This is a genomic window from Streptacidiphilus carbonis, from assembly GCF_000787775.1.
GTDB lineage: Bacteria > Actinomycetota > Actinomycetes > Streptomycetales > Streptomycetaceae > Streptacidiphilus > Streptacidiphilus carbonis.
Window position 1 is genome coordinate 16,540 of the sequence record NZ_BBPM01000067.1, and the last position, 22,215, is coordinate 38,754.

Below are 22,215 nucleotides of genomic sequence, written 5' to 3' on the forward strand. Positions count from 1 at the left end.
GAAGGGGCGGCAGTTCGGGGGGGGAGGCGAAGGCGGGGCGGGCGGGATCGCTCCTGCGGCTGGGGGCGGTCGACCCCGGGGCCGCGGTGGCCGCATTCGAAGCAGTCGCCGCATGCGAAGCAGTCGCCGCATGCGAAGCGGTCGCCGCATGCGAAGCGGTCGCCGCATGCGCTGCGGCTTCGACGGCGGCGCGGGCGGTGTTGCGGCGGCCGAGTTCGTCCATCAGCTCCCGCTCGCCCCGTCCCCGGAGCAGCAGCAGGACGAAGGGGTCGCGGTCGAGGAGTCGTGCGAGCTGGTAGCAGAGGGCCGCGGCGTGTTTGCACGGGTAGCCCCAGTCGGGGCAGTTGCACTCGGGGTCCAGGTCTCGGGGGCCGGGCAGCAGTGGGACGCCGGCGGCGGCTGCGTCGTCGGCGAGCCCGGCGGGCATGTCGCCGTCGAGCAGTGCGGCAATGTTGGCGGCCCGTTCGGCGATCATGTCGAGGAGTCGATCCCACTGCCGGTCCGTCAGCTGCTCGACCTGGACCGTGGAGCGGTACGGAGTGCGACGGCTGCCCTGCACCGGGGCGGCAGCCGTTCCAGGAGCCACCGTGATCCGGCCGACCGCTCCGCCGCGCGCATAGGTCCGGCCGCGCTGCAGGCGGCCGTGGTCCAAGGAGGACTGCTCCAGGGAACGCAGCCATTCGCGGCCCCACCAGGACTCGGCGAACGGGGCCCGGCTGCCCTTGGACGGAGAGAGCGCCTCGAAAGTACGGGCGGACTCCTCGCGTGATCGAGCTCGCTGGGTCATCGTCCCGTCCTTCGCAGCGCGACCAGGTCGGCGAGTTCGCTGTCGCTCAGGTCGCTGAACGCCGCCTCGCCCGAGCCCAGCACCGAGTCGGCCAACTCCCGCTTGTGCCGGAGCATTTCGGCGACCCGGTCCTCCACCGTCCCCTCGGCGATCAGCTTGTGCACCTGGACCGGCTGGGTCTGTCCGATGCGGTACGCGCGGTCGGTGGCCTGGTCCTCCACGGCCGGGTTCCACCAGCGGTCGTAGTGGATGACGTGTCCGGCCCGGGTCAGGTTGAGCCCGGTCCCGGCGGCCTTCAGGGACAGCAGGAACACCTTCGTCCCGCCGGCCTGGAAGGCGTCGACCATCTGCTCACGGCGTTTGACCGTGGTGCCGCCGTGCAGGAACAAGGTGTCCACGCCCCGGTCGGCCAGGTGGCGCTCGATCAGCCTGCCCATGGCCACGTACTGGGTGAAGACCAGAGCCGAGCCGTCCTCGGCCAGGACGGTGTCCAGGAGTTCGTCCAGCAGTTCCAGCTTCCCCGAACGGCCCGGGAGCTTGGCGTTCGCGGGTTCGTTCAGGTACTGCGCGGGGTGGTTGCAGACCTGCTTGAGACCGGTCAGCAGCTTCATCACCAGGCCGCGCCGGGCGATGCCCTCCCGTTCCTGGATCTCGGCCATGAGCTCGCGGACCAGCGCCTCGTAGAGGGAGACCTGTTCCCTGGTCAGCGACACCGGGCGGTCGGTCTCGGTCTTGGGCGGCAGTTCGGGCGCGATGCCGGGGTCCGACTTGCGCCGGCGCAGCAGGAAGGGGCGGACCAGGGTGGCCAGGCGCTGGGCGGTCTGCTCGTCGCGGTCGCCCTCGACGGCCTTGGCGTAGCGGTCACGGAAGGAGGTGAGGGTGCCGAGCAGGCCGGGTGTGGTCCAGTCGAGCAGCGACCACAGTTCGGACAGGTTGTTCTCGACCGGGGTGCCGGTCAGCGCGACCCGCCCCTGTGAGGGGATCGTGCGCAGCGCCCGGGCGGTGTGCGCGTGCGGGTTCTTGACGTGCTGGGCCTCGTCCGCGACGAGCAGCGCCCACGGCTGCTGGGCGAGGCGCTCGGCGTCGCGCCGCATGGTCCCGTACGTGGTCAGCACGAAGCCGCCCCTGGTGCCGGCATCGAGGCCGGCCAGGTCGCGGCCGGGGCCGTGGAAGCGGCGGACCTCGGCGCCCGGCGCGAAGCGCTGGATCTCGCGCTCCCAGTTGCCGAGCAGGGAGGCGGGGCAGACCACCAAGGTGGGTCCTGCGGTGGCCTTCCGTTGCTGGCGGCGCAGGTGCAGGGCGATCAGCGTGACCGTCTTGCCCAGGCCCATGTCGTCGGCCAGGCACCCGCCCAGGCCGAGCGAGGTCATCCGGTGCAGCCAGTTCAGTCCGCGCAGTTGGTAGTCGCGCAGGGTCGCCGCCAGGGCCTTGGGCGGCCCCTGGGTCTCGCGCGCGGCGCGGGCCTCGGGGTCGGCGATCCGGGCGCGCAGCTCCTCCAGCGCGCCGCTCGCGGTGACCGCCACCGGTTCGCCGTCCACCTCGACGCTGCCGGTCAGCGCCGCGCCGAGGGCGTCGATCGCGGTCAGCGACGGCGCCTTGGACTGCGCGGCCCGACGCAGCCGGCGGACCAGCTCCGGATCCACGACCACCCACTGGTCGCGCAGCCGCACGATCGGACGGTGCGCCTGGACCAGGCGCTCCAGCTCCTCCTCGGTGAGCTGCTGGTCCCCGAGCGCGACCTGCCAACGGAAGTCCAGCAGGCCGCCGGAGGACAGGAAGGACTCGGCCGCGGACTGCGTCCCCTGGCGGCGGACGGGTTCCAGGACCCCGACGGCCGTCAGCTCGCGCACCAGCTCCTTGGGCCAGTGCACGGCGACCCCGGCCGCAGCCAGGCTCTCGGCCGCCGCGCCCAGCAGCGCCTGGGCCTCCTCGTCCGACAGGTCCAGACCGGTCGGGGCGGCCGCGTCCAGCAGCCGCTCCGCCGGGGGCCAGGCGCGCGCTGCCCGACGCAGCGTCAGCAGGGTGTCCACCTGGGCCCGAGGGCCGAAGAGTTCGGGGGAGGTGGCCGCGCCGTGCCAGAGATCCGCCGCGTCGGCGAGCACTGTGGGATCAGCCAGGCTGCGCAGTTGGACCACGGCCCGGAAGGACTCCGTGCGGCCCAGCTCCAGGCGCAACGAGACCGCCAGGCCTGCGTCGCGGCCGGCGGCGACCTCCGCCGCCCAGGCGCGCCGCTCGGGCACCTGCTGCGGCGCGCGGACCGCGAACGCCGGTCCGTCGGCGAGGTGCCGAGCGGCAGGAGGCCGGGTGAGGGAGTCGGCCACGGCGTCCAGGAAGGCCCGCAGCAGCGGCTCCGCCGCGGGAAGGGCGAGCGGAGAGAGGTCCGGGACCGGCACCGCGCGGGCCTCGGGCGGCATGGCCGCGGCCAGGGACCCCAACCGCTCGTGGTCCCCGGCGTCCAGCGGGCCGACCCGCCATGCATCGAACCCCTCGGGTGAGACACCGGGCAGAACCCGGCCCCTGGCAAGCAGTCCCAGAGCGAGCACGGCCGCCGTCCCCCAGAACGCCGTGCTGGCGGAGGCGTTTCCGCCCGACACCCGACCTGTCCCGTCCGCCCCGTCGGCACCGAGCGCCCCGTCCGCACCGAGCGCGCGACAGCGGGTCAGCAGCGGCAGCGCCTGCTCCACCGGCAGCAGTACGGCGATCACCCGGGCCCGGCGCACGGACGGGCCGTGCGGGCGGACCACGGTCAGCTCCTCGGGTTCCACCCCGAGCTCCGGCGGCTCACCGCCGGGCGTCCAGAACGCCACCCGTCCCGACCGCGGCGGATCCGCGGGGAGGAACAGCGCCTCCCCGGCCGCCAGTTCCGGCAGCCGGGCAAGCAGCCGCTCCCGGTCCGCCGCCGACTCCGGCCCTGCCGGGGGACGGCCCTTCGCCACTGCGCCCGCCACTCCCGGCACCCACTCCCACACCCGTTCGAAACCGGCGCGGCCACCCGCGCCTCAACGTCTCCAGGCTATCCACACAGGCCGGAGGCCATGCCGGAACGGGCGCTGTCCACCCGGCGGGTACGGAGGGGCAGGCGCTACCGGGTGGCGGAAGCGATGCGGAAGCCGCACGGAGCGATGCCGACGGACCGGGAGATACAGGAGATCGGCACACCAGGCAGGTCTTCCAGGGCGGCGCCCGTCCGGTTCCTTGTTCCGCCGGTACGTGAACCGGGTCCTGCGAGACTGGGGCCGTGGACGATTCACAGCGGTTCCGGGAGGCGGCGGTGCGGTGGGCGGCCGACGGGGCGGGCGCCGCTGCGGCTGCGGAGGTCGTGCGCGGGCTGGTGGCCGACTCGCGGGTGCGGGCCGCGCTGCTGGTCGAGGGCGGCAGCGATCAGGCGGCCCTGCAGACCCTGGCCGCACGCCGGTGCCGGGACCTGGACGCGGAGGGCGTCGCCATCGTCCCGCTCGGGGGAGCCACCAGCATCGGACGGTTCCTCAAGCTGCTGGGCCCTCCCGGCCTCGGTATCCGGCTGGCGGGCCTCTGCGACGCCGGCGAGGAGGGCTATTTCCGGCGCAGTCTGGAGCGGTCGGGCCTGGGCACCGGCCTCACCCGCTCCGGCATGGAGGCACTGGGCTTCTTCGTCTGCACGGCGGACCTGGAGGACGAGTTGATCCGCTCCCACGGTCCGGCGGCGGTGGAGGGGGTGATCGAGGCTCAGGGCGACCTGCGGGCCTTCCGCACCTTCCAGAACCAGCCCGCCCAGCGGGACCGGACGATCGAGCAGCAGCTGCACCGCTTCATGGGGACCACCAGCGGCCGGAAGGCGCACTACGCGCAGGCGCTCGTCGCCGAACTCGATCTCGCCCGGGTGCCGCGGCCCCTGGACGGCCTGCTCGCGTACACGCCCCCGGCGGGAGCGGTCAGCCGATGGCGATGACGGGGTGGGCGCTCGGCGTGATCCATTTGATGATCTGGGTCATGACCGCGGCCGGGAGGGCGACGCACCCGGCGGTGGGGCCGGCCTGCGGGCCGAGGTCGTGCAGGAAGATGCCGGCGCCGCGGCCCTTGACGGCGGGGTTCATGTTGAAGTTGATGACCAGCGCGTTGTTGTACTGCGTCGGGTACCCGATCAGGTGCTCGCTGCCGTCCACGCCGGACTCGGTGAGGTGGAAGCCGCCCAGGGTGTCGGTGCGCATCTGGTTGTAGTACGCCGACGTCGGGTCCTCGACCCACCAGTCGTGGGTGGTGACCTGGTGGTAGGGCATGGCGGTGCCGGGGTTGGCGCCGACGCCGAAACCCTGGGTGATGGTGTAGGTCCCGGTGGGGGTGGTGTCGGTGTCCTGGACCCGGGTGGCGCCGTTGGTGATGCCCTTCGAGCCGATCCGCGCGCTCGCGGTGCTGTACACGGCCGTCCACGCGTTGTTGCTCAACTGCCAGGCGGTCACGTTCGCGTAGGAGCCGCTCGCCTTGACCGTGATCACCTGGGTGGCGCTGCCGACCGTGACCGCCACCGGGAACGGCTGCACCGGGGGTCTGAGCGGAGCCAGGGCTTGCCAGCTCATGGACGGGGCCGGGGCAAGGGCCGGAGCGGTGCCGAAGGCCGGACTGGTACGTGCCACCGAGGTCCTGGCCGTGCCGGTGACGGTGGCCGCCTTCGCGGTGGGGACGGCCGCCTGTGCAGTCGCGGTGCCGGCCAGCAGCGCGACGGCGAGGCCGCCCAGCGCGGTGGCCGCCGCAGCCCCTGCGGTCCGGTGCCGGAACGGTGCGCGGGGACGGGCTTGGCGACCGGGACCTGCGGGCATGGCGCGGTGCTCCTTCGCTGACGTTGAAGATCTGAACAGTACTCAAGGAGCTGGAAGGAAGACCATAGCGGCGCGTTGACGGTCACTGCCGTCCGTCCGCGGTCACTTCCGTCCCGGTGACTGCTGTCCCCCCGTCAGCGCCGGCGTCTACGTCAGCGCCGGCCTCAACGTCAGCGCAGGGAGCCGTCGAAGAGGTCGACCTGGATCCGTGCCTGCGGCGCGACCCGCTGCCGGCGCTCCTGCTGGAGCTGCACCTCGGGGGCGAGTGCGATCACGATCACCGAGAGGGTGATGAACGCGACGATGCCGACGGCGACCGGGAAGACGAACTGGTCGACCGGAACGCCGCCGGCCGGGCCCTCCTCCGTCCCGAAGTGTACGGAGACGGCCAGCATCGCGGTGTAGTGCATCGCGCACACCGCGATGCCCGCCACCAGCGCGGACGCGATGCTCGCCCAGGCGTGGCTGATGTTGAGGGTCATCCAGAGCGCGGCGGTGGCGGCGAACACCGCGATGGCCACCGAGGCGGCGACGATCCAGGGGTTGTAGTCGACGGCACCGCCGATCTGCATCGCGGCCATGCCCAGGTAGTGCATCCCGGCGACGCCGAACCCGGTCAGCGCCCCGCCCAGGTACAGGGCCAGCTGCGAGTCGGGCCAGTAGCCGACGCAGCAGACGCCGAAGCCGACCACCACGACCGCCACCACCAGGCTGAGCATGGTCAGCCGAAGGTTGTAGGTGATCGCCATATTGGTGACGGTGAACCCCATCATCGCGATGAAGTGCATGGCCCAGATCCCGCCGCCGATACAGCCCGAGGCGAGCAGCAGCCAACTGAGCCGGCGTCGCCGGGGCAGCGTCAGGCCCCTTGCGGTGCAACGGAGTCCGATCACCGCGCCGAGGCAGGCGACGAGGTAGGCCAGCGCCGGGTTCAGCCAGCCGTGGGTGAAACCGTCCATGTGGGCCACGGGCCGTCGTCCGTTCGTCGGGAGCAGTGACGCCGGCCGCTACGGTCTTGGGCAGGGCTGTTCCACAGGTTGTGAACAGGTATCTGCCACAGGCGAATTACAGCGCGTACGGCGTTGATGAGCATAGATCATTTACCTTTCAACCTCTGTCGGGGATTGTGAAGCATCTGGAAGGATGCCGGGGATGTGGAGGACCGGCGCGAGCAGGTCCAGCACCTCCTCGTGGACGCGGCCGTTGGTGAACAGGCCGGCGCCCGTGGTGATGCTGCGTCCGCCCGCGAAGTCGCTGAAGCGGCCGCCGGCCTCCTCGACGACGGGCACGGCGGCGGCGAGGTCCCAGGGTTCGGCCGTCAGATGCAGGAAGACGTCCGCCTCTCCGGACGCGACCAGCATCGCGCCCTGGCACACCCCCGGCCAGTCCGACAGGGGGCCGCCGCCCAGGCACACACCGAGCAACGCCTTGGCCGCAGCCAGCCGGGACGCCGGGACCCAGTCCCACGCCGGCCAGTACGCCGCCGTGCACTCGGCGAGGGTCGCGGTCCCGCTCACCGCCAGGGCCTCGGGCCGCCCCATCCCGCTCTCCGTGGACTTCGCGGTCCACGCCCCCGACGCTCGCGTCGCCCACCAGCGGCGCCGCAACGCGGGTGCACTGATCATCCCGGTGACCACCTCGCTCGTCCCGGTGACCCCTTCGCTCGTCCCGGTGACCCCCTCGCCGCCCGTCTCCAGCGCGATCAGGGTGCTCCACTCGGGGCGCCCGGCGGCGAAGTTGGCCGTGCCGTCGACGGGGTCGACCACCCAGCGGCGCCCGCCCCAGCGGCGCCCGTCACTGTCCCCGCCCCCGAACTCCTCCCCCAGGAAGGCATCCTGCGGACGGTCCGACGCCAGCCGGGCCCGCAGCACCCGCTCGACCTCGCGGTCCGCGTCGGTGACCGGACTCCCGTCGGCCTTGGCCCGCGTCGGCACGCTCCCCGCCGCGTAGTACCGCGCGGAGATGGAGTCGGCGGCTTCGGCCAACTGCTGAGCCAGGGACAGGTCATCGATCCACGTCATACCCACAGGTCTACAGGACGATCAGCGGGAGGACGCCACGGGCCGAGGCAGAACCTTCTCCGTGCACGCCCGATGCCGGCCGTCGGCCCACTACGATCTCCCCGTACGGACGTCCGTACACACGTCCGTGGGGATGCAGGGATGAGAGAACTGACACCGGAGGACCCGCGCGAGCTCGCCGGGTTCCGTATTCTCGCCGGTCTGGGCGAGGGTGGAATGGGCCAGGTCTATCTGGCGGTTGGCGCGGACGGGGTGAACGTCGCCCTCAAGACGATCCGGCCGGAGCTGGCGAGGGACTCGGAGTTCCGGGCTCGCTTCGCCCGTGAGGTGGACGCGGCGCGGCGGATCAGCGGAGCCGGTGTCGCCGCCGTGGTCGGGGCCGACCCGCAGTGCGAACGGCCCTGGCTGGCAACGCAGTACATCCCGGGGATCACCCTGTCCGAGGCCGTCTACCGGCACGGGCCCATCCCGGTCGCCCAACTCCGGTCGCTCGGTGCACAACTGGCCGCAACGCTGGCGAGCATCCACGCAACCGGACTGACGCACCGTGACATCAAGCCGTCGAACATCATGCTGGCGCCGGACGGCCCGGTGGTCATCGACTTCGGGGTGGCCCGGGCGACCGACGCCAGCTACCTCACCCGTACCGGACAGTTGGTCGGATCGCCCGGGTTCATGTCGCCCGAGCAAGTGCTGGGGAACCGGGTCGGGCCGAGCAGCGACGTCTTCTGCCTCGGCGCGGTGCTGGTCTTCGCGGCGACCGGGGAGGGGCCGTTCAGCGAGGGGCCCGCCGCTGCGCTGCTCTACCGGATCGTCAACGGCGAACAGAACCTGGAGAGCGTCCCCGCGGACCTCCGGCCCCTGGTCGAGTCCTGCCTGGCGAGCGATGCGACGCAGCGCCCCACGGCCGGCGAGGTCGCGACCGCGCTCGCGGCGGCCGCCGCAGAATCTCCCGCGGCAGGACCGTGGCTGCCGCCGGCCGTTCACCAGGACGTCGCCGAACGCGCCCTCAAGGCAGCGGAGTTGGCGGCGGCGGTGCAGGACGCCGACCGGATGCGGACGGACGTGGGCTCCGCGGGCCCGGTCCTGGCCGCCGCCACAAGTCCGGGCACCGGCCCGGCCGCAACTACCGCCCCGGGGGGCGGCACCGGCACCCGCGATCGCGTCCTCGCTCTGGTCGGCACCGCCCGGCGGCCCGTCGTCTACCGCACGGCGCTGCCGCTGCTGGCCGTGCTGGCGGTGGTCGTCTACCTGTTGGGCAGCCCGTCGAACGGACACACCGTCACCGGCGGCTCACCGTACGGCACTTCACCCTCCGCCTCAGCGTCGCCCTCCCCGTCCGGAGCGTCCGGGGCCTCCGCCTCGGCAGGCGGCTCCGCGTCCGGCACGGCCGGCGCCTCCGGTTCCGCCACTCCGAGTACGTCGCCGAGCGCCTCCCACTCCGCCTCGCCGTCCCTGTCCGCCGCCGCCCCGCAGGGCGGTTCCGGCAGCGGCGGCGGCAGTGGCTCCGGCGCGGGCGGTTCCACCAAGGCCGCCACCACGAAGGCCACGAGTGCGAGCACCGGAACGGCCAGGACGACCAAGCCTCTGGGTGCCGAGTGCGTCTTCACCCCGACGACGACGTGCAGCAGCGACAACCCCACCGTGGAACTGCGTGCGGGGCACGACAACGACGGTGGCTGCACCTTCACCGGCACCATCACCTGGGGCGACGGAACCACCACCAAGGTCGACTTCCCCGGCAGCTCCGAGGCCTACACCGTGGTCACCTCCCACACCTACAAGGCGCCCGGCAAGTACGACTTCAACGTCACCACGGTCACGGACCAGGGCCTGTGCTACGCCCTCGGTGAGAGCGGCACGTTCACCCTCACCTCCTGAGCCGGCCGGACGGCCGACGGCCGGGTGGGCCGCCACCGCCGCCGGGCCGGGAGCAGCGCGGCGCTCAGCCCCGGCTGTCCCGGCCGCGTCGGCCGAGGGTTCGTGGGCGGCTGATGGCAGGGTGGCGCATCCGCCCAGCCCTGCCATCAGTCCTGCCGGTTCACCTGACCAAGGCCGGGCGGTCAGCGCCTGCGGCGGACCATGCCGGCGCAGGCCGCGACCGCTGCTCCGACCGCGATCAGGCCGACTGCCAGCGCCAGGGCCAGCGCCGAGCCGTTCTCGCCGGCACCGGACGCCGCCAGCTGCGGGCGGATCACGGTCACGGCGGCCGGGCGAACGCGCGGCGCGGGCTCGGCCTTGGGGACCCGCACCGTCTCCTTCACGAACACCACCTTGCCGGTCCTCTTGTCCCGCCCCTCATAGACGAAGGTGGCGACACCGGAGAAGCCCGGCTCCGGTTCGAAGAGCAGGGTTCCCGGATGCGCCGGGTCGACGACCACGATCGCATGCTCCGGCGGGTCCGTGATCGCGATCGGACCTGCCAGACCGCTGATGATCGAGATGGGGAAGCGCAGCGGCGTTGCGGAGTTCGGCGGCAGCGTGACCGGGGGCTCGACGACGGGCGCGCAGCGCAGGTTGAAGTCGGCACCGGTCACGTCGCCCTTGGTCGCGTCCGCGCCCAGCCGGGTCGTGTCGGCCTCAAGGCCCTCCGGGACCCGGAGCGCCACCCGGTAGGAGCCCTCGGCCAGGTCCGGGAACGAATAGCTGCCGTCGTCGTGCGACGTGGTGGTGACGGGATGGCCGGCGGCGTTCAGGACCGGGTCGCCGTTGCTGTCGAGCAGCTCCAGCTCGGCGGGGTCGTGCGTCCCGCACTCGGAGGTGATCCTGCCGCTGACCTGGACCGTCTTCGTCGCAGCCCAGATCTGGTAGACCGGGATGCCGCTCTGCACCGAGAAGGTGAGGGTCAGCGACTTGACCGGCACGGTGGGCCGCAACCAGCCGGAGGCGCCGCTGGTGTCGCCGGTGTTGCTGCCGATCAGAGTGGTGGTGGCCGCGTCCCAGTGCGGCATGTCGGTGAACGGGCCGTTGCCGGTGCAGGCGGACGGCTTCGGCGTCCCCTGGCAGTAGTTGAAGGACCCCTGGAAGCCGAGCTGCGCGGCCGTCAGCAGGGAGCCGTCCGCCCCGGTGGCCGTGACCTTGACATGGTCGGCGTCCACGTCGCCGAGCGCGAAGCCCCAGCCGACCGGCGTGGGGCGGGCGAAGTCGATGGTGGTCACCGACGGCTGCAGGCCGGTCGCGGTTCGCAGGGCCAGGTAGGCGTGTCCTCGGGAGCTGCCGTAGGCGGAGCCGAAGGGTGTGCTGTCGTTGAGGTAGGCGCTGCTGCCGCTGGGGACGGACGTCGAGGAACTGGTGGTCGTCACCGTGGCTGCCGGGAAGCCGACCGCCGGAACGGTGAGCGAGTCGGCAGCCCACTCCCCGTACGCGGACCCGGACGCGAAAGCCGGCGACGCCGCCACCGGTACCAGGACGGCCGCCAGAACCAGCGTGGCGAAGCCGCTGACTCTCCGTCGGAATGTGTGCAGAGGCAAGGCGGTCGTCCGTTCGACAGTGGGTTGATGTTCGTTTCAACATCCGCTCTAGCCGACGATCAGCTCGGCATCCCGGAAGCCACGGCGGCGTCACCCGTACGACAGCCCAGGGTTGCGGCGAACGGGTCCGCAGCGGGGGTCCGCACCCCTCCCCGATGCATCCATAGCAGATCACCTCGCCTTCCGAATATGTCTGCTACCGATATAAGATGGACCCATGACTCCTCCAGGGGCCGACTCCTCCACGGGCCGCTCCATGACCGGCAGCGGCCCGCTCACCCCGCTGCCGCCGGGGCCGATACCCCGGGGCTGGGCCCTCCTCACCCAGGAGCGCCCCCGCCCCGACCGGCTCCGGACCCGCCCCTGGGCCTGGCGGCTGGCCGTGGCGACGGTCTGCTTCGGCGCCTTCATGGGCCAGCTCGACGCCAGCATCGTCACCCTCACCTACCAGTCGCTGGGCGCCGAGTTCCACGCCGGGCCGGCCGCCGTCGAATGGGTGTCCCTCTCCTACCTGCTGGCCCTGGTCGCCCTGCTGGTCCCGGCCGGGCGGTTCTCCGACGCACACGGCCGCAAGCTGATGTACCTGTACGGCTTCGCGGTGTTCACCGCCGCCTCCGCGGCCTGCGGCCTGGCGCCGGGTCTGGCCGCGCTGGTCGCGTTCCGGGTGGTCCAGGCCCTCGGCGCGGCGCTGATGCAGGCCAACAGCGTCGCCCTGGTCACCACCAGCGCGCCGCCGGGACGGATGCGCTCGGCGCTGGGCATGCAGGCGGCAGGCCAGGCTATCGGCCTGGCCCTCGGCCCCACCGTCGGCGGCGCGCTGGTCGCCACCGTCGGCTGGCGCTGGGTGTTCCTGGTCAATGTCCCGGTCGGGTTGTTCGCCCTGCTCGCCGGGCACTTCCTGCTGCCGCGCACCCGGCAGCGCTCCGGCGCCTCCGGGGTGGACGGCCCCAGCGTGCTGCTGCTCGCCACCGCCACCACCGCCGCGCTGCTCGGACTGTCCGTCAGCTCCGGACTCGGCCTGCCGGTCTGGACCGCCGCCGTGCTGCTCGCGGCGGCGGTGTCGGCGGGGTGGGCCTTCGTCCGGCGCCAGTCCGGCTGCACGGCCCCGCTGCTGGACCTGAGCCTGCTGCGCCCCGGCGGCATAGCCCCCGGCCTGTTCAGCGGGTTCTGCGGCTACCTCGTGCTGTTCGGGCCGCTGGTGCTGGTGCCGGTGGAGCTCGGCCGCAGGGGCGACTCCGCCCTGTTCGCGGGGCTGGTGCTGACCGCGCTCCCACTGGGCTTCGCGCTCGCGGCCACGCTGGCCGAGCGGCTGCTGCCGGAGCGCTGGGACGACGGGGCGCGGTCCAGGGTCGGCATGGGCGGCTGCGTGGCCGCGCTGGCGCTGATGGCCGTACTGCCGTCCACCGCCGCGGTCCTGCCGCTGCCGCTGGGCCTGCTCGGCCTCTCACTGGGGGTGTTCACCCCCGCGAACAACACCCTGGTCATGCGGGCGGTCCCGCAGTCCGCGGCGGGCACCGGTGGCGGCATGGTCAACATGGGGCGGGGCATCGGCACCGCGCTGGGCGTGGCCGCGGTCACACTGACGCTGCACCTGGTGCCGGGTCCCGATGGCACCCGGGCCGCGGTGCTGGTGCTGCTGGGCTTCGCGCTGCCGGCGCTCGCCGCCTGCGGGCGGGGCGGGCGGGGCGGCCGGGGCGGCCGGGGCGGCAGCAGACGGCCCGGGAGCGGGGGACGGGTGCGGAGGGGCGGGCGGTTCGTCCGGGTCAGGGTCCGGCGAGGCCGAGGGCCCGGTCCCGGGCCAGCTCCAGTTCCCGGCGCGCGAAGCGGGCCCACATGAAGACCACGAAACCGGCGAAGACGAACCACTGGCAGGTGTAGCCGAGGTTCTGGAACGCCTGCAGGGTCAGTCCGTTACCGCCCGAGGGCTGGTACGTCGGCACCGCGGTCAGCCCGTCCGTGCCGTCGGCGCTGCCGTTGCCGCCCTTGCCGGCGTCCAGCGCGATCCAGCCGTCGTAGACGGAGTAGGGCAGCAGGTTGACCAGGGTGGACGGGCTGATCATGCCCACCTGCCCGGGCGGCAGGCCGCCGCTGCTGATCACCTCGGGCGTGCTCGCGTCCTCCGAGGTCTGCAGCCGTCCGCGCAGGTCCACCGGACCGGTCGGCGCCGCCGGGACGGAACGGGCGCTCGCGGTCCAGCCCCGGATCACGGCGACGGGCAGGCCGCCGCCCTGCGGACGCAGCGGGGTGAGCACGTAGTAGCCGCTCTTCCCGTCCACCGTGCGCTGCGGCACCAGCAGCTGGTGGGCGGTGTCGTAGGTCCCGCTGAAGGTGATCTCCCGGCCCACGTCGCTGGCGATCACCGTCTGCCGGTCGGGACCCTTGAGCAGCGGCGCCAGCGGCACAGACCGGTCCGCGGCGGCGATAGCGGCGGCGGAGCGCTGCTCACCCGCGTGGGTGCGCTGCTCGAAGCGGCCCAGCTGCCAGACGCCGAGCCAGATGCACACCGGGATGGCCAGCAGGGCGAACAGATTGATGCCCAGCCAGCGGGGAGTGAGGAGGAACCGGTACACACGTACCACGGTAACCAGGGCGGACCCGGCGGCTCCGACCGGGCCCCTGTCGACGCCGGGGGGTATCCGAGGTCCTGTGGTCAGCCCGCCGCCGCGGTGCTCGGCCGACGGGGGATCACCCCGCGGTGGCCAGCGGCGCCGTGCGGTACACCGTGCCGGCACAGGCGTTCGGGACGGTCGCCGACACCGCGCTGCCGCCCGCGCCCGGGACGTGCCCGAGTGTCACCGAGGGCTGCCCGGTGCCGCCCGACTGCGTCTGGGCGCTGCCGGAGCCGGCCGTGGCCGCGGCCGAGTCGGAGCCGGTGGGACTGGCCGTGACGCAGCTCGGTGCGCCCGCGCCGGTCGTCGGCACCCAGGCGAAGCCGACCGCGTAGGACTTGCCCGGCGCCAGCGTCACCGGCGCCGGATGGGGATCCGGGGCGGGCAGGCCGCCGGCCGGGTCCCCCGCGGTGTGCTGGGTGATGGTGACCCGGGACGCGTCCGTGCCGCTGACCGAGAGCACCGAGACCGTTCCCGGCAGCGAGACCGCACAGGTCTTCGAGGAGACATTGGTGACCAGGAACGTGCCGTAGACCACCCCGGCGGAGTCCGCGGCGCCGACCTTCGAGCTGCCCGCCCCCAGCTGCGACTGGACGCACTCGGCGGCGGCCGGAGCGGTCGACACGGGGGACGCGACCGAGGAGGACCCCGGGCCCGAGGAGGCGACCGGCACGATCGGGGCGCCCGGGGACGGCGTGGTGGTGCCGGCCCGGCCCCCCGAGGAGCGGCCGGACGGCTGGAGCTGTCCGCTGCCCGGCGATCCTGGCAGCGCCGAGACGGCGTTGGAGCTGCCGCCCCCGGAAGTGGTGCCGCCGAGGATGCCTCCGCTGCCCAGGCTGGGGTAGGGCAGCAGCGGCGAGTAGCTGGGGCTGGAACTGATCCCGGCGCCGCCGGGGGCCGAGTGGTTGCTGGCGGTGTCGCCGTAGCCCTGGGTCGTCTGCGGTCCGGAGTCCAGCACCGAACCGGCCGCCGAGTGCAGGGCCAGGCCGCCGATCAGGCACAGGCCCGCGGTCAGGGCGGCCGAGCCGTACATCCGGCGGCGGCGCTGCCTGCGCTGGGGGACGGCACGGCGCAGCTGGTCCAGGGCGCCGGCGGAGGGTTGCAGCCCGCCGACCGCGCGGTGCAGCAGATCGCGCAGTTCGCGCTCGTCGGGGGCCAGGTGCTGATCCGGGTCGAGGGCGCTGCCGTGGCGGAACTCCGGAGCGGGGGCGGCAGGGCCGCCGGGCCCGGTGCCGGGTCGGGGTCCGGGATCGGATCGGAGGACGGGGTCGGATCGGAGGGCGGGGTCGGGTCGCGGGCCGTGTCCGGCCGACGCCGTCGGCGGCAGGGCCGCCGCAGGACCCGCCGCGTTGGCGGGGTCGAGCCAGGGCGGCAGCGCGGTGGGGGGCGCGACCGGCATCGGCGGGGCGCCGGCGATGCCGCCGCCGGGGCGGACCACCCGTACCCGGGCCCGCGGCTCGGACTTCGGCCGGGCGTCGTCCGGCCCGGACCCGCTCCCGCTCGCGGGTGTGCCGTCGCCCGCAGCTGCGCCGTCGCCCGCAGACGTGTGGTTGCCCGCGGGTGTGCCGTTGTCGCCGTCCGGGAGGGGCTGCCGGTCCTCGCGGTCTTCGTCGCCGCCGCTGAAGGTGCTCATGACGTGCTCTCCATCGCGATCCGCAGCGCCGCCAGGCCCCGCGAACCGTATGCCTTCACTGATCCGACCGAGATGCCGAGGCTGTCCGCGACCTGGGCCTCCGTCATATCGGCCAGGTAGCGCAGCACCAGCACCTCACGCTGCCGCCGCTGCAATCCCCGCAGCGCCTTGCGCAGCTGGTCGCGCTCCAGGGCGTCGTACGCGCCCTCCTCCGCGCTGGCCATGTCCGGCATCGGCTTGGGCAGCAGCCGCAGCCCCATGATCCGGCGGCGCAGCGTGGACCTGGACAGGTTGACCACGGTCTGCCGCAGATAGGCCAGCGTCTTCTCGGGGTCGCGCACCCGGCGGCGGGCCGCGTGCACTCTGATGAACGCCTCCTGGACCACGTCCTCGCAGGAGGCGGTGTCGTCGAGCAGCATCGCGGCCAGGCCCAGCAGTGAGCGGTAGTGGGCCTGGTAGGTCTCGGTGAGCTGGTCGACGCTGGTGCCCTCGGCGACCACGGCAGCGGCGGCGTGGCCGGCCCGGTCGACGGCGCTCTCGACCACCTGCTCGACGCTGCGTCGGACGTTCGGGAACGGCGCGGTCATGAGGCCGCCCCCGGCCATGAGTACGCTCCCCGTCGTTTCCGCCACGACAGTTGGACGGACAACCGCGCTCGATGGTTGTACGGGCTGTGCTGGTTGTACGGGAGCAGCAGCCCGCTCATCCCGCTGCCCTCCCCCGCATCGCCTCTTGTGCCCGCATCGCTTCCCGTGCCGTTGCTGTTGCGACGACTCGTTCCGGCGGCCTGTTCCGACGGCACTGTCCGACGGCCAGGTACAACGGTACGGGGCGGGGACAGTCGCGTCAGCGCCTACTCCCAACCGACACAAAGCCCGCCCCTGGTCCGGAGATCTGGTCCGGGGATCAGGAGCGGGCCGGTGCACAGTCCACAAGCCGCAGGCCCGGGCCGCAAGCCCGGGCCGGGGCCTCAGCGGCCGGTGCCGCCGTAGACGACCGCCTCGTCGGACTCGCTGTCCAGGCCGAACGCGGTGTGGACGGCGCGGACCGCCTCGTTCACGTCGTCGGCGCGGGTCACCACCGAGATGCGGATCTCCGAGGTGGAGATCAGCTCGATGTTGACACTGGCTGCGGAGAGCGCCTCGAAGAAGGTCGCGGTGACCCCGGGGTTGGACCGCATCCCGGCGCCGACCAGCGAGATCTTGCCGATCTGGTCGTCGTAGCGGAGCGACTCGAAGCCGATCCCCTGCTGCACCCGCTCCAGCGCCTCGATGGCCTTGCGGCCCTCGGTCTTGGGGGCGGTGAAGGAGATGTCGGTCAGCCCGGTGGACGCGGCGGAGACGTTCTGCACCACCATGTCGATGTTGATCTCGGCATCGGCGATGGCACGGAAGATCCGCGCCGCCTCGCCCGGCTTGTCGGGCACGCCGACGACGGTGACCTTGGCCTCCGACGTGTCGTGGGCGACCCCGGAGATGATGGCGTGCTCCATTTCGCCCCCTTCTGTGGGCTTGTTACGGACCCACGTGCCGACATGCCCCGAGAAGGACGACCGCACGTGGATGGGCATGTTGTACCGGCGGGCGTACTCGACGCAACGGGCGAGCAGCACCTTGGAGCCGGACGAGGCCAGCTCCAGCATGTCCTCGTAGGCGATCTCGTCGATCTTGCGGGCCCTCTTCACCACCCGGGGGTCGGCCGTGAAGACGCCGTCCACGTCGGTGTAGATCTCGCAGACCTCGGCGTTCAGAGCGGCCGCCAGGGCGACGGCCGTGGTGTCCGAGCCGCCGCGGCCCAGGGTGGTGATGTCCTTGCTGTCCAGGGACACCCCCTGGAAGCCGGCCACGATCGCGATGTTGCCGCCGTCCAGGGCGGTGCGGATCCGGCCCGGCGTCACATCGATGATGCGCGCCTTGTTGTGGACGGAGTCGGTGATGACCCCGGCCTGGCTCCCGGTGAACGACTGGGCCTCGTGGCCGAGGGATTTGATCGCCATCGCCAGCAGGGCCATGGAGATGCGCTCCCCGGAGGTCAGCAGCATGTCGAGCTCGCGGCCCGCAGGGAAGGGCGACACCTGCTCCGCGAGATCGATGAGCTCGTCCGTCGTGTCACCCATCGCGGACACCACGACGACGACCTCATGGCCGGCCTTCTTGGTGTCGACGATCCGCCTGGCGACGCGCTTGATGCCCTCGGCATCAGCGACGGAGGAGCCGCCGTACTTCTGCACGACAAGGCCCACGTGCGCTCCTCGAATCTTCCGGTACTGCGACGTACGTCTGATGGCATACGTCTGCTACTGCGCGGTCACCTCAGTCTAACGAGCAGCAGGAACGGCCCCCAGAGTTTCCAAATGGTGGGATTTGATGCTCACCTGCCGAGATCACCGAGGTTTCTGCGGCCGGGCGCCGCAGCCGCAGGAGATTCGACCACGCACCGTCCGACGCCGTCCGACCCCGTCCGGCACCGGGTCGGCGCCGCCCGGCTACGACAGGTCCTTGATCCCCAGCTCAGCGGCCATGAGCTCACCGGCCTGCTGCTCCAACTGCTCGTCCGTCAGACCGTCGTCGTCGGTGTCCGCGCCGTCGACGGGTGCGCCGATCGGGCTGTCCAGCCGGACATGGGCGACCAGGGACTGCAGCGCGCGCAGCACGGCGGTGGTGTTGGAGCCCCAGTTGGCCAGGTAGGAGAACTGCCACCACCACAGCGCCTCGGAGACCCGGCCTGCCCGGTAGTGCACCAGACCGTGCTGGAGGTCGGTGACCACACCGGCCACATCGTCGGAGATGCGGCAGGGGACCGGCTTGTCGGCGGGGCCGTAGGGGTCGAACACCTCGTGGTAGACGTCGATCGGCGCGAGCAGCGCGGCCAGCTTCTGGCGCAGCTCGTCCTCGTCGGCGTCCGGCCCGGTGTCCGGCTCGTAGCGGTCCTCGGGCAGCACGTCCTCGATCGCACCGAGGCGGCCGCCGGCCAGCAGCAGCTGCGAGACCTCCAGCAGCAGCAGCGAGATGGCGCTGCCGGGCTCGTCGCCCTTGGCGATCTCGTGGACCGACAGCACGAAGCTGTTGATCGAGTCCGCGATCTGCACCGCGAAGTCGTCGGGTTCCTCGGGGCGGGGGGCCGCCGTGGCGGTGGTGGTGGTGTCAGACATCGAGAAGTCGTCTCCCTTCAAAGGCCCGTCCGAGGGTGACCTCGTCGGCGTACTCCAGGTCTCCGCCCACCGGCAGGCCACTGGCCAAGCGGGTCACTCGCAGGCCCATCGGCTTGAGCAGCCGGGCCAGGTAGGTCGCGGTCGCCTCCCCCTCGAGGTTGGGGTCGGTGGCCAGGATCAGCTCGGTGACGACACCGTCGGCGAGACGGGTCATCAACTCCCTGATCCGCAGGTCGTCCGGGCCGACGCCCTCGATCGGGCTGATCGCCCCGCCGAGCACGTGGTACCGGCCGCGGAACTCGCGGGTGCGCTCCACCGCCACCACGTCCTTGGGCTCCTCGACGACGCAGATCACCGCGGGGTCCCGGCGCGGGTCGAGGCAGACCCGGCAGCGCTCCGACTCGGAGACGTTGCCGCAGACCACGCAGAAGCGGACCTTCTCCTTGACCTCGTTGAGCGCGTGCGCGAGCCGGCGGACGTCCACCGGGTCGGACTGCAGGATGTGGAAGGCGATCCGCTGCGCGCTCTTGGGACCGACGCCGGGCAGCCTGCCCAACTCGTCGATGAGGTCCTGGACCACGCCTTCGTACACGCTTCCGCCCCTGTCCTTTCGGTGTGTCCGTGTCCGTCTCTGCTACTGCTGTGACTGCCTGTGACTGCTGTGACTGCTGTGACTGCTGTGACTGCGGCTGTGTCGTTGCCACGGCTGTGCGCTGTGCATGCCGCGGGTGCCATCATCCTCTGACCGCGGCCTGCTCCACAGGCTCACGACACACCCGGCGTATTCACGCCGGGGGCGTGCGAGGGGTCCGCGGAGCTCCGTGGGGTCGTCGGAGCGGCGCTCCGTGAGGTGGTCGGAGCGGCAGGGGGCGGTCAGAACGGCAGGCCGGGGATCCCGCCGCCGCCCAGGCCCTGCGCCAGCGGGCCGAGACGCTCGGCCGCGAGCTTCTGCGCGGCGGCGTTCGCGTCCCGCACCGCGGCGAGGATCAGGTCGGCGAGGGTCTCGGTGTCGTCCGGGTCCACCGCCTTGGGGTCGATGACCAGGGCCTTCAGCTCACCCGCACCGCTGACCGTGGCCTGCACCAGGCCGCCGCCCGCTGTGCCCTGGACCGTCGCCTCGGCCAGTTCGGCCTGGGTCCGGGCAAGCTGCTGCTGCATCTGCTGGGCCTGCTGGAGCAGGGCCTGCATGTCGGGCTGTCCGCCGGCGGGGAACATGGTTCGCTCCTGTCTGGGGTGCTGCTTGCTCGGGAACGTGTGCTACCCCGCTGAGCCTACGTGCTCGGCCCCGTCGGGGTTCACCGATCGTGTTCGATCTCCTGGATGACGGTCGCACCCAGCTCTCTCATGATCAGTTCCGGACCCGAGACCATGCCGTGGCCGCAACCGGCCTCGTCCTCAGGGATCGTCTCGTCGTCGGGCGAGAGCGGATGCGGATCCGACACCGGCGGCGCGGGCTGCGGCGCGGGCCCGGCCTGCGGGCCCGGCGCCGGCGCCGGCGGCTGGACGGAGGGCACGGAGTGCTGGGCCGGCGGCGGGTTGAACTGCTGGGCCGGCGGCGCCTGGTACTGCTGCTGCGGTGCCGGTTGCTGCGGTGCTGCCTGCTGCGGCGGCTGCACCGGCGCCTGGTACTGCTGCTGTCCCTGCGCCTGCGCCGGTGCCTGCGCAGACGACGGCGAGCCCGGCCCCGGGCCGCGGCCGACCGACGGATCGATGATGCAGTCGATCCGCCAGGACATCCCGAAGGAGTCCTGGATCGCCTGCCGCAGGATGTCGTCATGGCCGCCGTTGACGAATCCGTCACGAGTACCGGCGTGCTCGAACGAGAGTTGGAGCGTGCTTCCGTCGAATCCGGCGACCTGGGCCTGCTGGACCAGCATCCAGGTCACCCGGCGGCGGCCCTTCACCGCGTCCAGGATCTGCGGCCACATCTGCCGCACCTGCCCGGCCCCACCCTGCTGCTGCCCGGTCGGCTGCTGCGCTTGGCCCGACTGCTGCGGCGGTGCCGACTGCTGGACGGGCGGCGCAGCGGGCTGCCCGGCGGGCTGCGGAGCAGCCTGCGGCGCGGCCCGGGGAGCAGGCGCGGCCGCGGACTCCGGCGCGGGTGCCCCCGCGCCCCCCGGCGCGGGGAAACTGCGCGGCACCGGCCAGGCCCCGCGCGGCGCACCGCCCTGCCCGGCTGCCGGCGACGACTGGGCGGTCGCGCCCTCGGGGGCCTGCTGCGTCGGCTGCGCCTGTCGCACCTGCTGCGTCTGCTGGACCGACGAAGCGTGCGGGGCCGACGGCCGCTCCGCCTCCGGGGCGGGCGACGCGGGCTGATGCCGCACCGGGGCCGCCTCCAGCACCGGCACCGGCGCGGACGCCATCACCGGCGGAGCGGCCACCTCGTGCCCACCGCCGGTGAAGGCCCCGCGCCGCTCCAGCCTGTCCAACCGCGCCTGCGTCGACCGCTCGTCGTCGTACGCGCCGGGCAGCATCACCCGTGCGCAGATCAGTTCGAGCTGAAGCCGCGGCGAGGTCGCCCCGCGCATCTCGGTCAGCCCGGTGTTGACGATGTCGGCGGCACGGCTGAGCTCGGCCGGGCCGAACTTCGCGGCCTGCTGCTCCATCAACGCGATCCGGTCGGCGGGCGCGTCGATGATGCCCTTCTCCCCCGCGTCCGGCACGGCGGAGAGGATCACCAGGTCGCGCAGCCGCTCCAGCAGGTCGGCGACGAAGCGGCGCGGGTCGTGGCCGCCCTCGATGACCCGGTCCACGATCCCGAACACCGTGGCGCCGTCCTGCGCGGCGAAGGCGTCCACGACCTCGTCCAGCAGCCCGGCGTCGGTGTAGCCGAGCAGCGCCGTCGCCATGGCGTATGTCACACCCTCGTCGGCGGCGCCGGCCAGCAGTTGGTCCATCACCGACATCGAGTCACGGACCGAGCCGGCCCCGGCCCGGACGACCAGCGGGTAGACCGTGTCCTCGACCCGGATCTCCTCCCGGCCGCAGACCTCGGCCAGGTAGTCGCGGAGCGTGCCCGGCGGAACCAGCCGGAAGGGGTAGTGGTGGGTGCGCGAGCGGATCGTCCCGATGACCTTCTCGGGCTCGGTGGTGGCGAAGATGAACTTCAGATGCTCCGGCGGCTCCTCCACCACCTTGAGCAGCGCGTTGAAGCCGGCCGTCGAGACCATATGGGCCTCGTCGATGATGTAGATCTTGTAGCGGCTGGAGGCGGGCGCGAAGAACGCCTTCTCCCGCAGGTCACGGGTGTCGTCCACACCACCGTGCGAGGCGGCGTCGATCTCGATCACGTCGATCGACCCCGGACCGCCGCGCGCCAGGTCCGTGCACGACTGGCACACCCCGCAGGGCGTGGGCGTGGGCCCCTGCTCACAGTTCAGACAGCGCGCCAGAATGCGCGCACTGGTCGTCTTGCCGCAGCCGCGGGGACCGCTGAACAGGTACGCGTGGTTGACCCGGTTGTTGCGCAGCGCCTGCTGGAGCGGACCGGTGACGTGCTCCTGACCGATGACCTCGGCGAAGGTCTCGGGGCGATAGCGGCGATAGAGAGCGAGCGACACGTCATTGACCATAACGGTCCCCACTGACAAGCAGACGCCATCCGTCCCGGCAGAAGGCCCCCAAACGACAGGACCCCCCGTGCACCCGCCAGAGCCCACTTACCCTTGCTGCCTTCCGGCCCTGGGGGGGTTCAGCGAGATAGCGCCACACGAGGGGCTGACCAACAGCCTAGCGGATCCCCACCCCACCC

17 protein-coding genes and 1 other RNA gene are annotated in these 22,215 nt (G+C 72.7%); 3 read left to right on the forward strand and 15 right to left on the reverse strand.

Annotated features, from left to right (window positions below):
• On the reverse strand, positions 1-787 hold a 787-nt coding region (locus tag TR46_RS32605), incomplete at its 3' end, for an SWIM zinc finger family protein (protein ID WP_174505176.1).
• On the reverse strand, positions 784-3,657 hold the full coding sequence (locus TR46_RS32610; RefSeq protein WP_439654404.1) for an SCO1167/SCO6262 family helicase: 2,874 nt from the start codon (positions 3,655-3,657) through the stop codon (positions 784-786). The genes TR46_RS32610 and TR46_RS32605, both read right to left, overlap by 4 nt.
• A gap of 368 nt (positions 3,658-4,025) precedes the next feature.
• On the opposite strand from TR46_RS32610, the gene TR46_RS32615 reads away from it, so the two are divergent.
• Complete coding sequence (locus tag TR46_RS32615; RefSeq protein WP_042409111.1) at positions 4,026-4,715, forward strand: ATP-dependent endonuclease; 690 nt, start codon at positions 4,026-4,028, stop codon at positions 4,713-4,715.
• Here the strand turns inward: TR46_RS32615 and TR46_RS32620 are convergent.
• The 3 genes from TR46_RS32620 to TR46_RS32630 all read right to left on the reverse strand — a co-directional run bounded on the left by TR46_RS32620 (position 4,699) and on the right by TR46_RS32630 (position 7,601).
• Positions 4,699-5,580 carry a L,D-transpeptidase family protein gene (locus tag TR46_RS32620; protein ID WP_052433297.1) on the reverse strand — a complete coding sequence of 294 codons (882 nt, stop codon included), beginning with the start codon at positions 5,578-5,580 and terminating at the stop codon, positions 4,699-4,701. The two genes, TR46_RS32615 and TR46_RS32620, sit on opposite strands and share 17 nt — an antisense overlap.
• A 170-nt stretch (positions 5,581-5,750) precedes the next feature.
• Positions 5,751-6,539 carry an MHYT domain-containing protein gene (locus tag TR46_RS32625; protein WP_052433301.1) on the reverse strand — a complete coding sequence of 263 codons (789 nt, stop codon included), beginning with the start codon at positions 6,537-6,539 and terminating at the stop codon, positions 5,751-5,753.
• A gap of 141 nt (positions 6,540-6,680) precedes the next feature.
• A complete protein-coding gene (locus TR46_RS32630) occupies positions 6,681-7,601 on the reverse strand; it encodes an inositol monophosphatase family protein (RefSeq protein WP_052433298.1) in 921 nt (306 codons plus the stop codon).
• 141 nt (positions 7,602-7,742) lie between these two features.
• Between TR46_RS32630 and TR46_RS32635 the strand changes: the two genes are divergently transcribed.
• Positions 7,743-9,482, forward strand: a complete 1,740-nt coding sequence (locus tag TR46_RS32635) for a serine/threonine-protein kinase (protein ID WP_161790244.1) — start codon at positions 7,743-7,745, stop codon at positions 9,480-9,482.
• Between the two features lie 182 nt (positions 9,483-9,664).
• On the opposite strand, the gene TR46_RS38525 is transcribed toward TR46_RS32635, so the two are convergent.
• On the reverse strand, positions 9,665-11,071 hold the full coding sequence (locus tag TR46_RS38525; RefSeq protein WP_052433300.1) for a hypothetical protein: 1,407 nt from the start codon (positions 11,069-11,071) through the stop codon (positions 9,665-9,667).
• 256 nt (positions 11,072-11,327) lie between these two features.
• Between TR46_RS38525 and TR46_RS32645 the strand changes: the two genes are divergently transcribed.
• On the forward strand, positions 11,328-12,908 hold the full coding sequence (locus TR46_RS32645) for an MFS transporter (protein ID WP_063770726.1): 1,581 nt from the start codon (positions 11,328-11,330) through the stop codon (positions 12,906-12,908).
• Here TR46_RS32645 and TR46_RS32650 read toward each other — a convergent pair.
• From TR46_RS32650 to ffs, 9 genes are all read right to left on the reverse strand, one after another.
• Complete coding sequence (locus TR46_RS32650) at positions 12,835-13,641, reverse strand: SURF1 family protein (RefSeq protein ID WP_042409117.1); 807 nt, start codon at positions 13,639-13,641, stop codon at positions 12,835-12,837. The genes TR46_RS32645 and TR46_RS32650 overlap by 74 nt on opposite strands.
• A 115-nt stretch (positions 13,642-13,756) precedes the next feature.
• Positions 13,757-15,313: a DUF4232 domain-containing protein gene (locus tag TR46_RS32655; protein ID WP_042409120.1), complete on the reverse strand. Its 1,557-nt coding sequence runs from the start codon at positions 15,311-15,313 to the stop codon at positions 13,757-13,759.
• On the reverse strand, positions 15,310-15,918 hold the full coding sequence (locus TR46_RS32660) for a SigE family RNA polymerase sigma factor (RefSeq protein ID WP_084719136.1): 609 nt from the start codon (positions 15,916-15,918) through the stop codon (positions 15,310-15,312). The genes TR46_RS32655 and TR46_RS32660 overlap by 4 nt, the downstream gene beginning before the upstream one ends.
• A gap of 365 nt (positions 15,919-16,283) precedes the next feature.
• On the reverse strand, positions 16,284-17,555 hold the full coding sequence (locus TR46_RS32665; protein WP_042409123.1) for an aspartate kinase: 1,272 nt from the start codon (positions 17,553-17,555) through the stop codon (positions 16,284-16,286).
• A 243-nt stretch (positions 17,556-17,798) separates the two neighbouring features.
• Positions 17,799-18,464, reverse strand: coding sequence for a DUF5063 domain-containing protein (locus TR46_RS32670; RefSeq protein WP_042409126.1), 666 nt, complete (start codon positions 18,462-18,464; stop codon positions 17,799-17,801).
• A complete protein-coding gene (gene recR, locus TR46_RS32675; RefSeq protein ID WP_030253812.1) occupies positions 18,457-19,056 on the reverse strand; it encodes a recombination mediator RecR in 600 nt (199 codons plus the stop codon). The genes TR46_RS32670 and recR overlap by 8 nt, the downstream gene beginning before the upstream one ends.
• A 281-nt stretch (positions 19,057-19,337) precedes the next feature.
• Positions 19,338-19,679 carry a YbaB/EbfC family nucleoid-associated protein gene (locus TR46_RS32680; RefSeq protein ID WP_042409128.1) on the reverse strand — a complete coding sequence of 114 codons (342 nt, stop codon included), beginning with the start codon at positions 19,677-19,679 and terminating at the stop codon, positions 19,338-19,340.
• Between the two features lie 80 nt (positions 19,680-19,759).
• The gene (locus TR46_RS32685) at positions 19,760-22,024 is read right to left on the reverse strand and encodes a DNA polymerase III subunit gamma and tau (protein WP_042409157.1); all 2,265 of its coding nucleotides are present in this window, start codon (positions 22,022-22,024) and stop codon (positions 19,760-19,762) included.
• Between the two features lie 63 nt (positions 22,025-22,087).
• An RNA gene (gene ffs / locus TR46_RS38975) (signal recognition particle sRNA small type) lies at positions 22,088-22,186 on the reverse strand.
• Between the last annotated feature and the right edge of the window lie 29 nt (positions 22,187-22,215).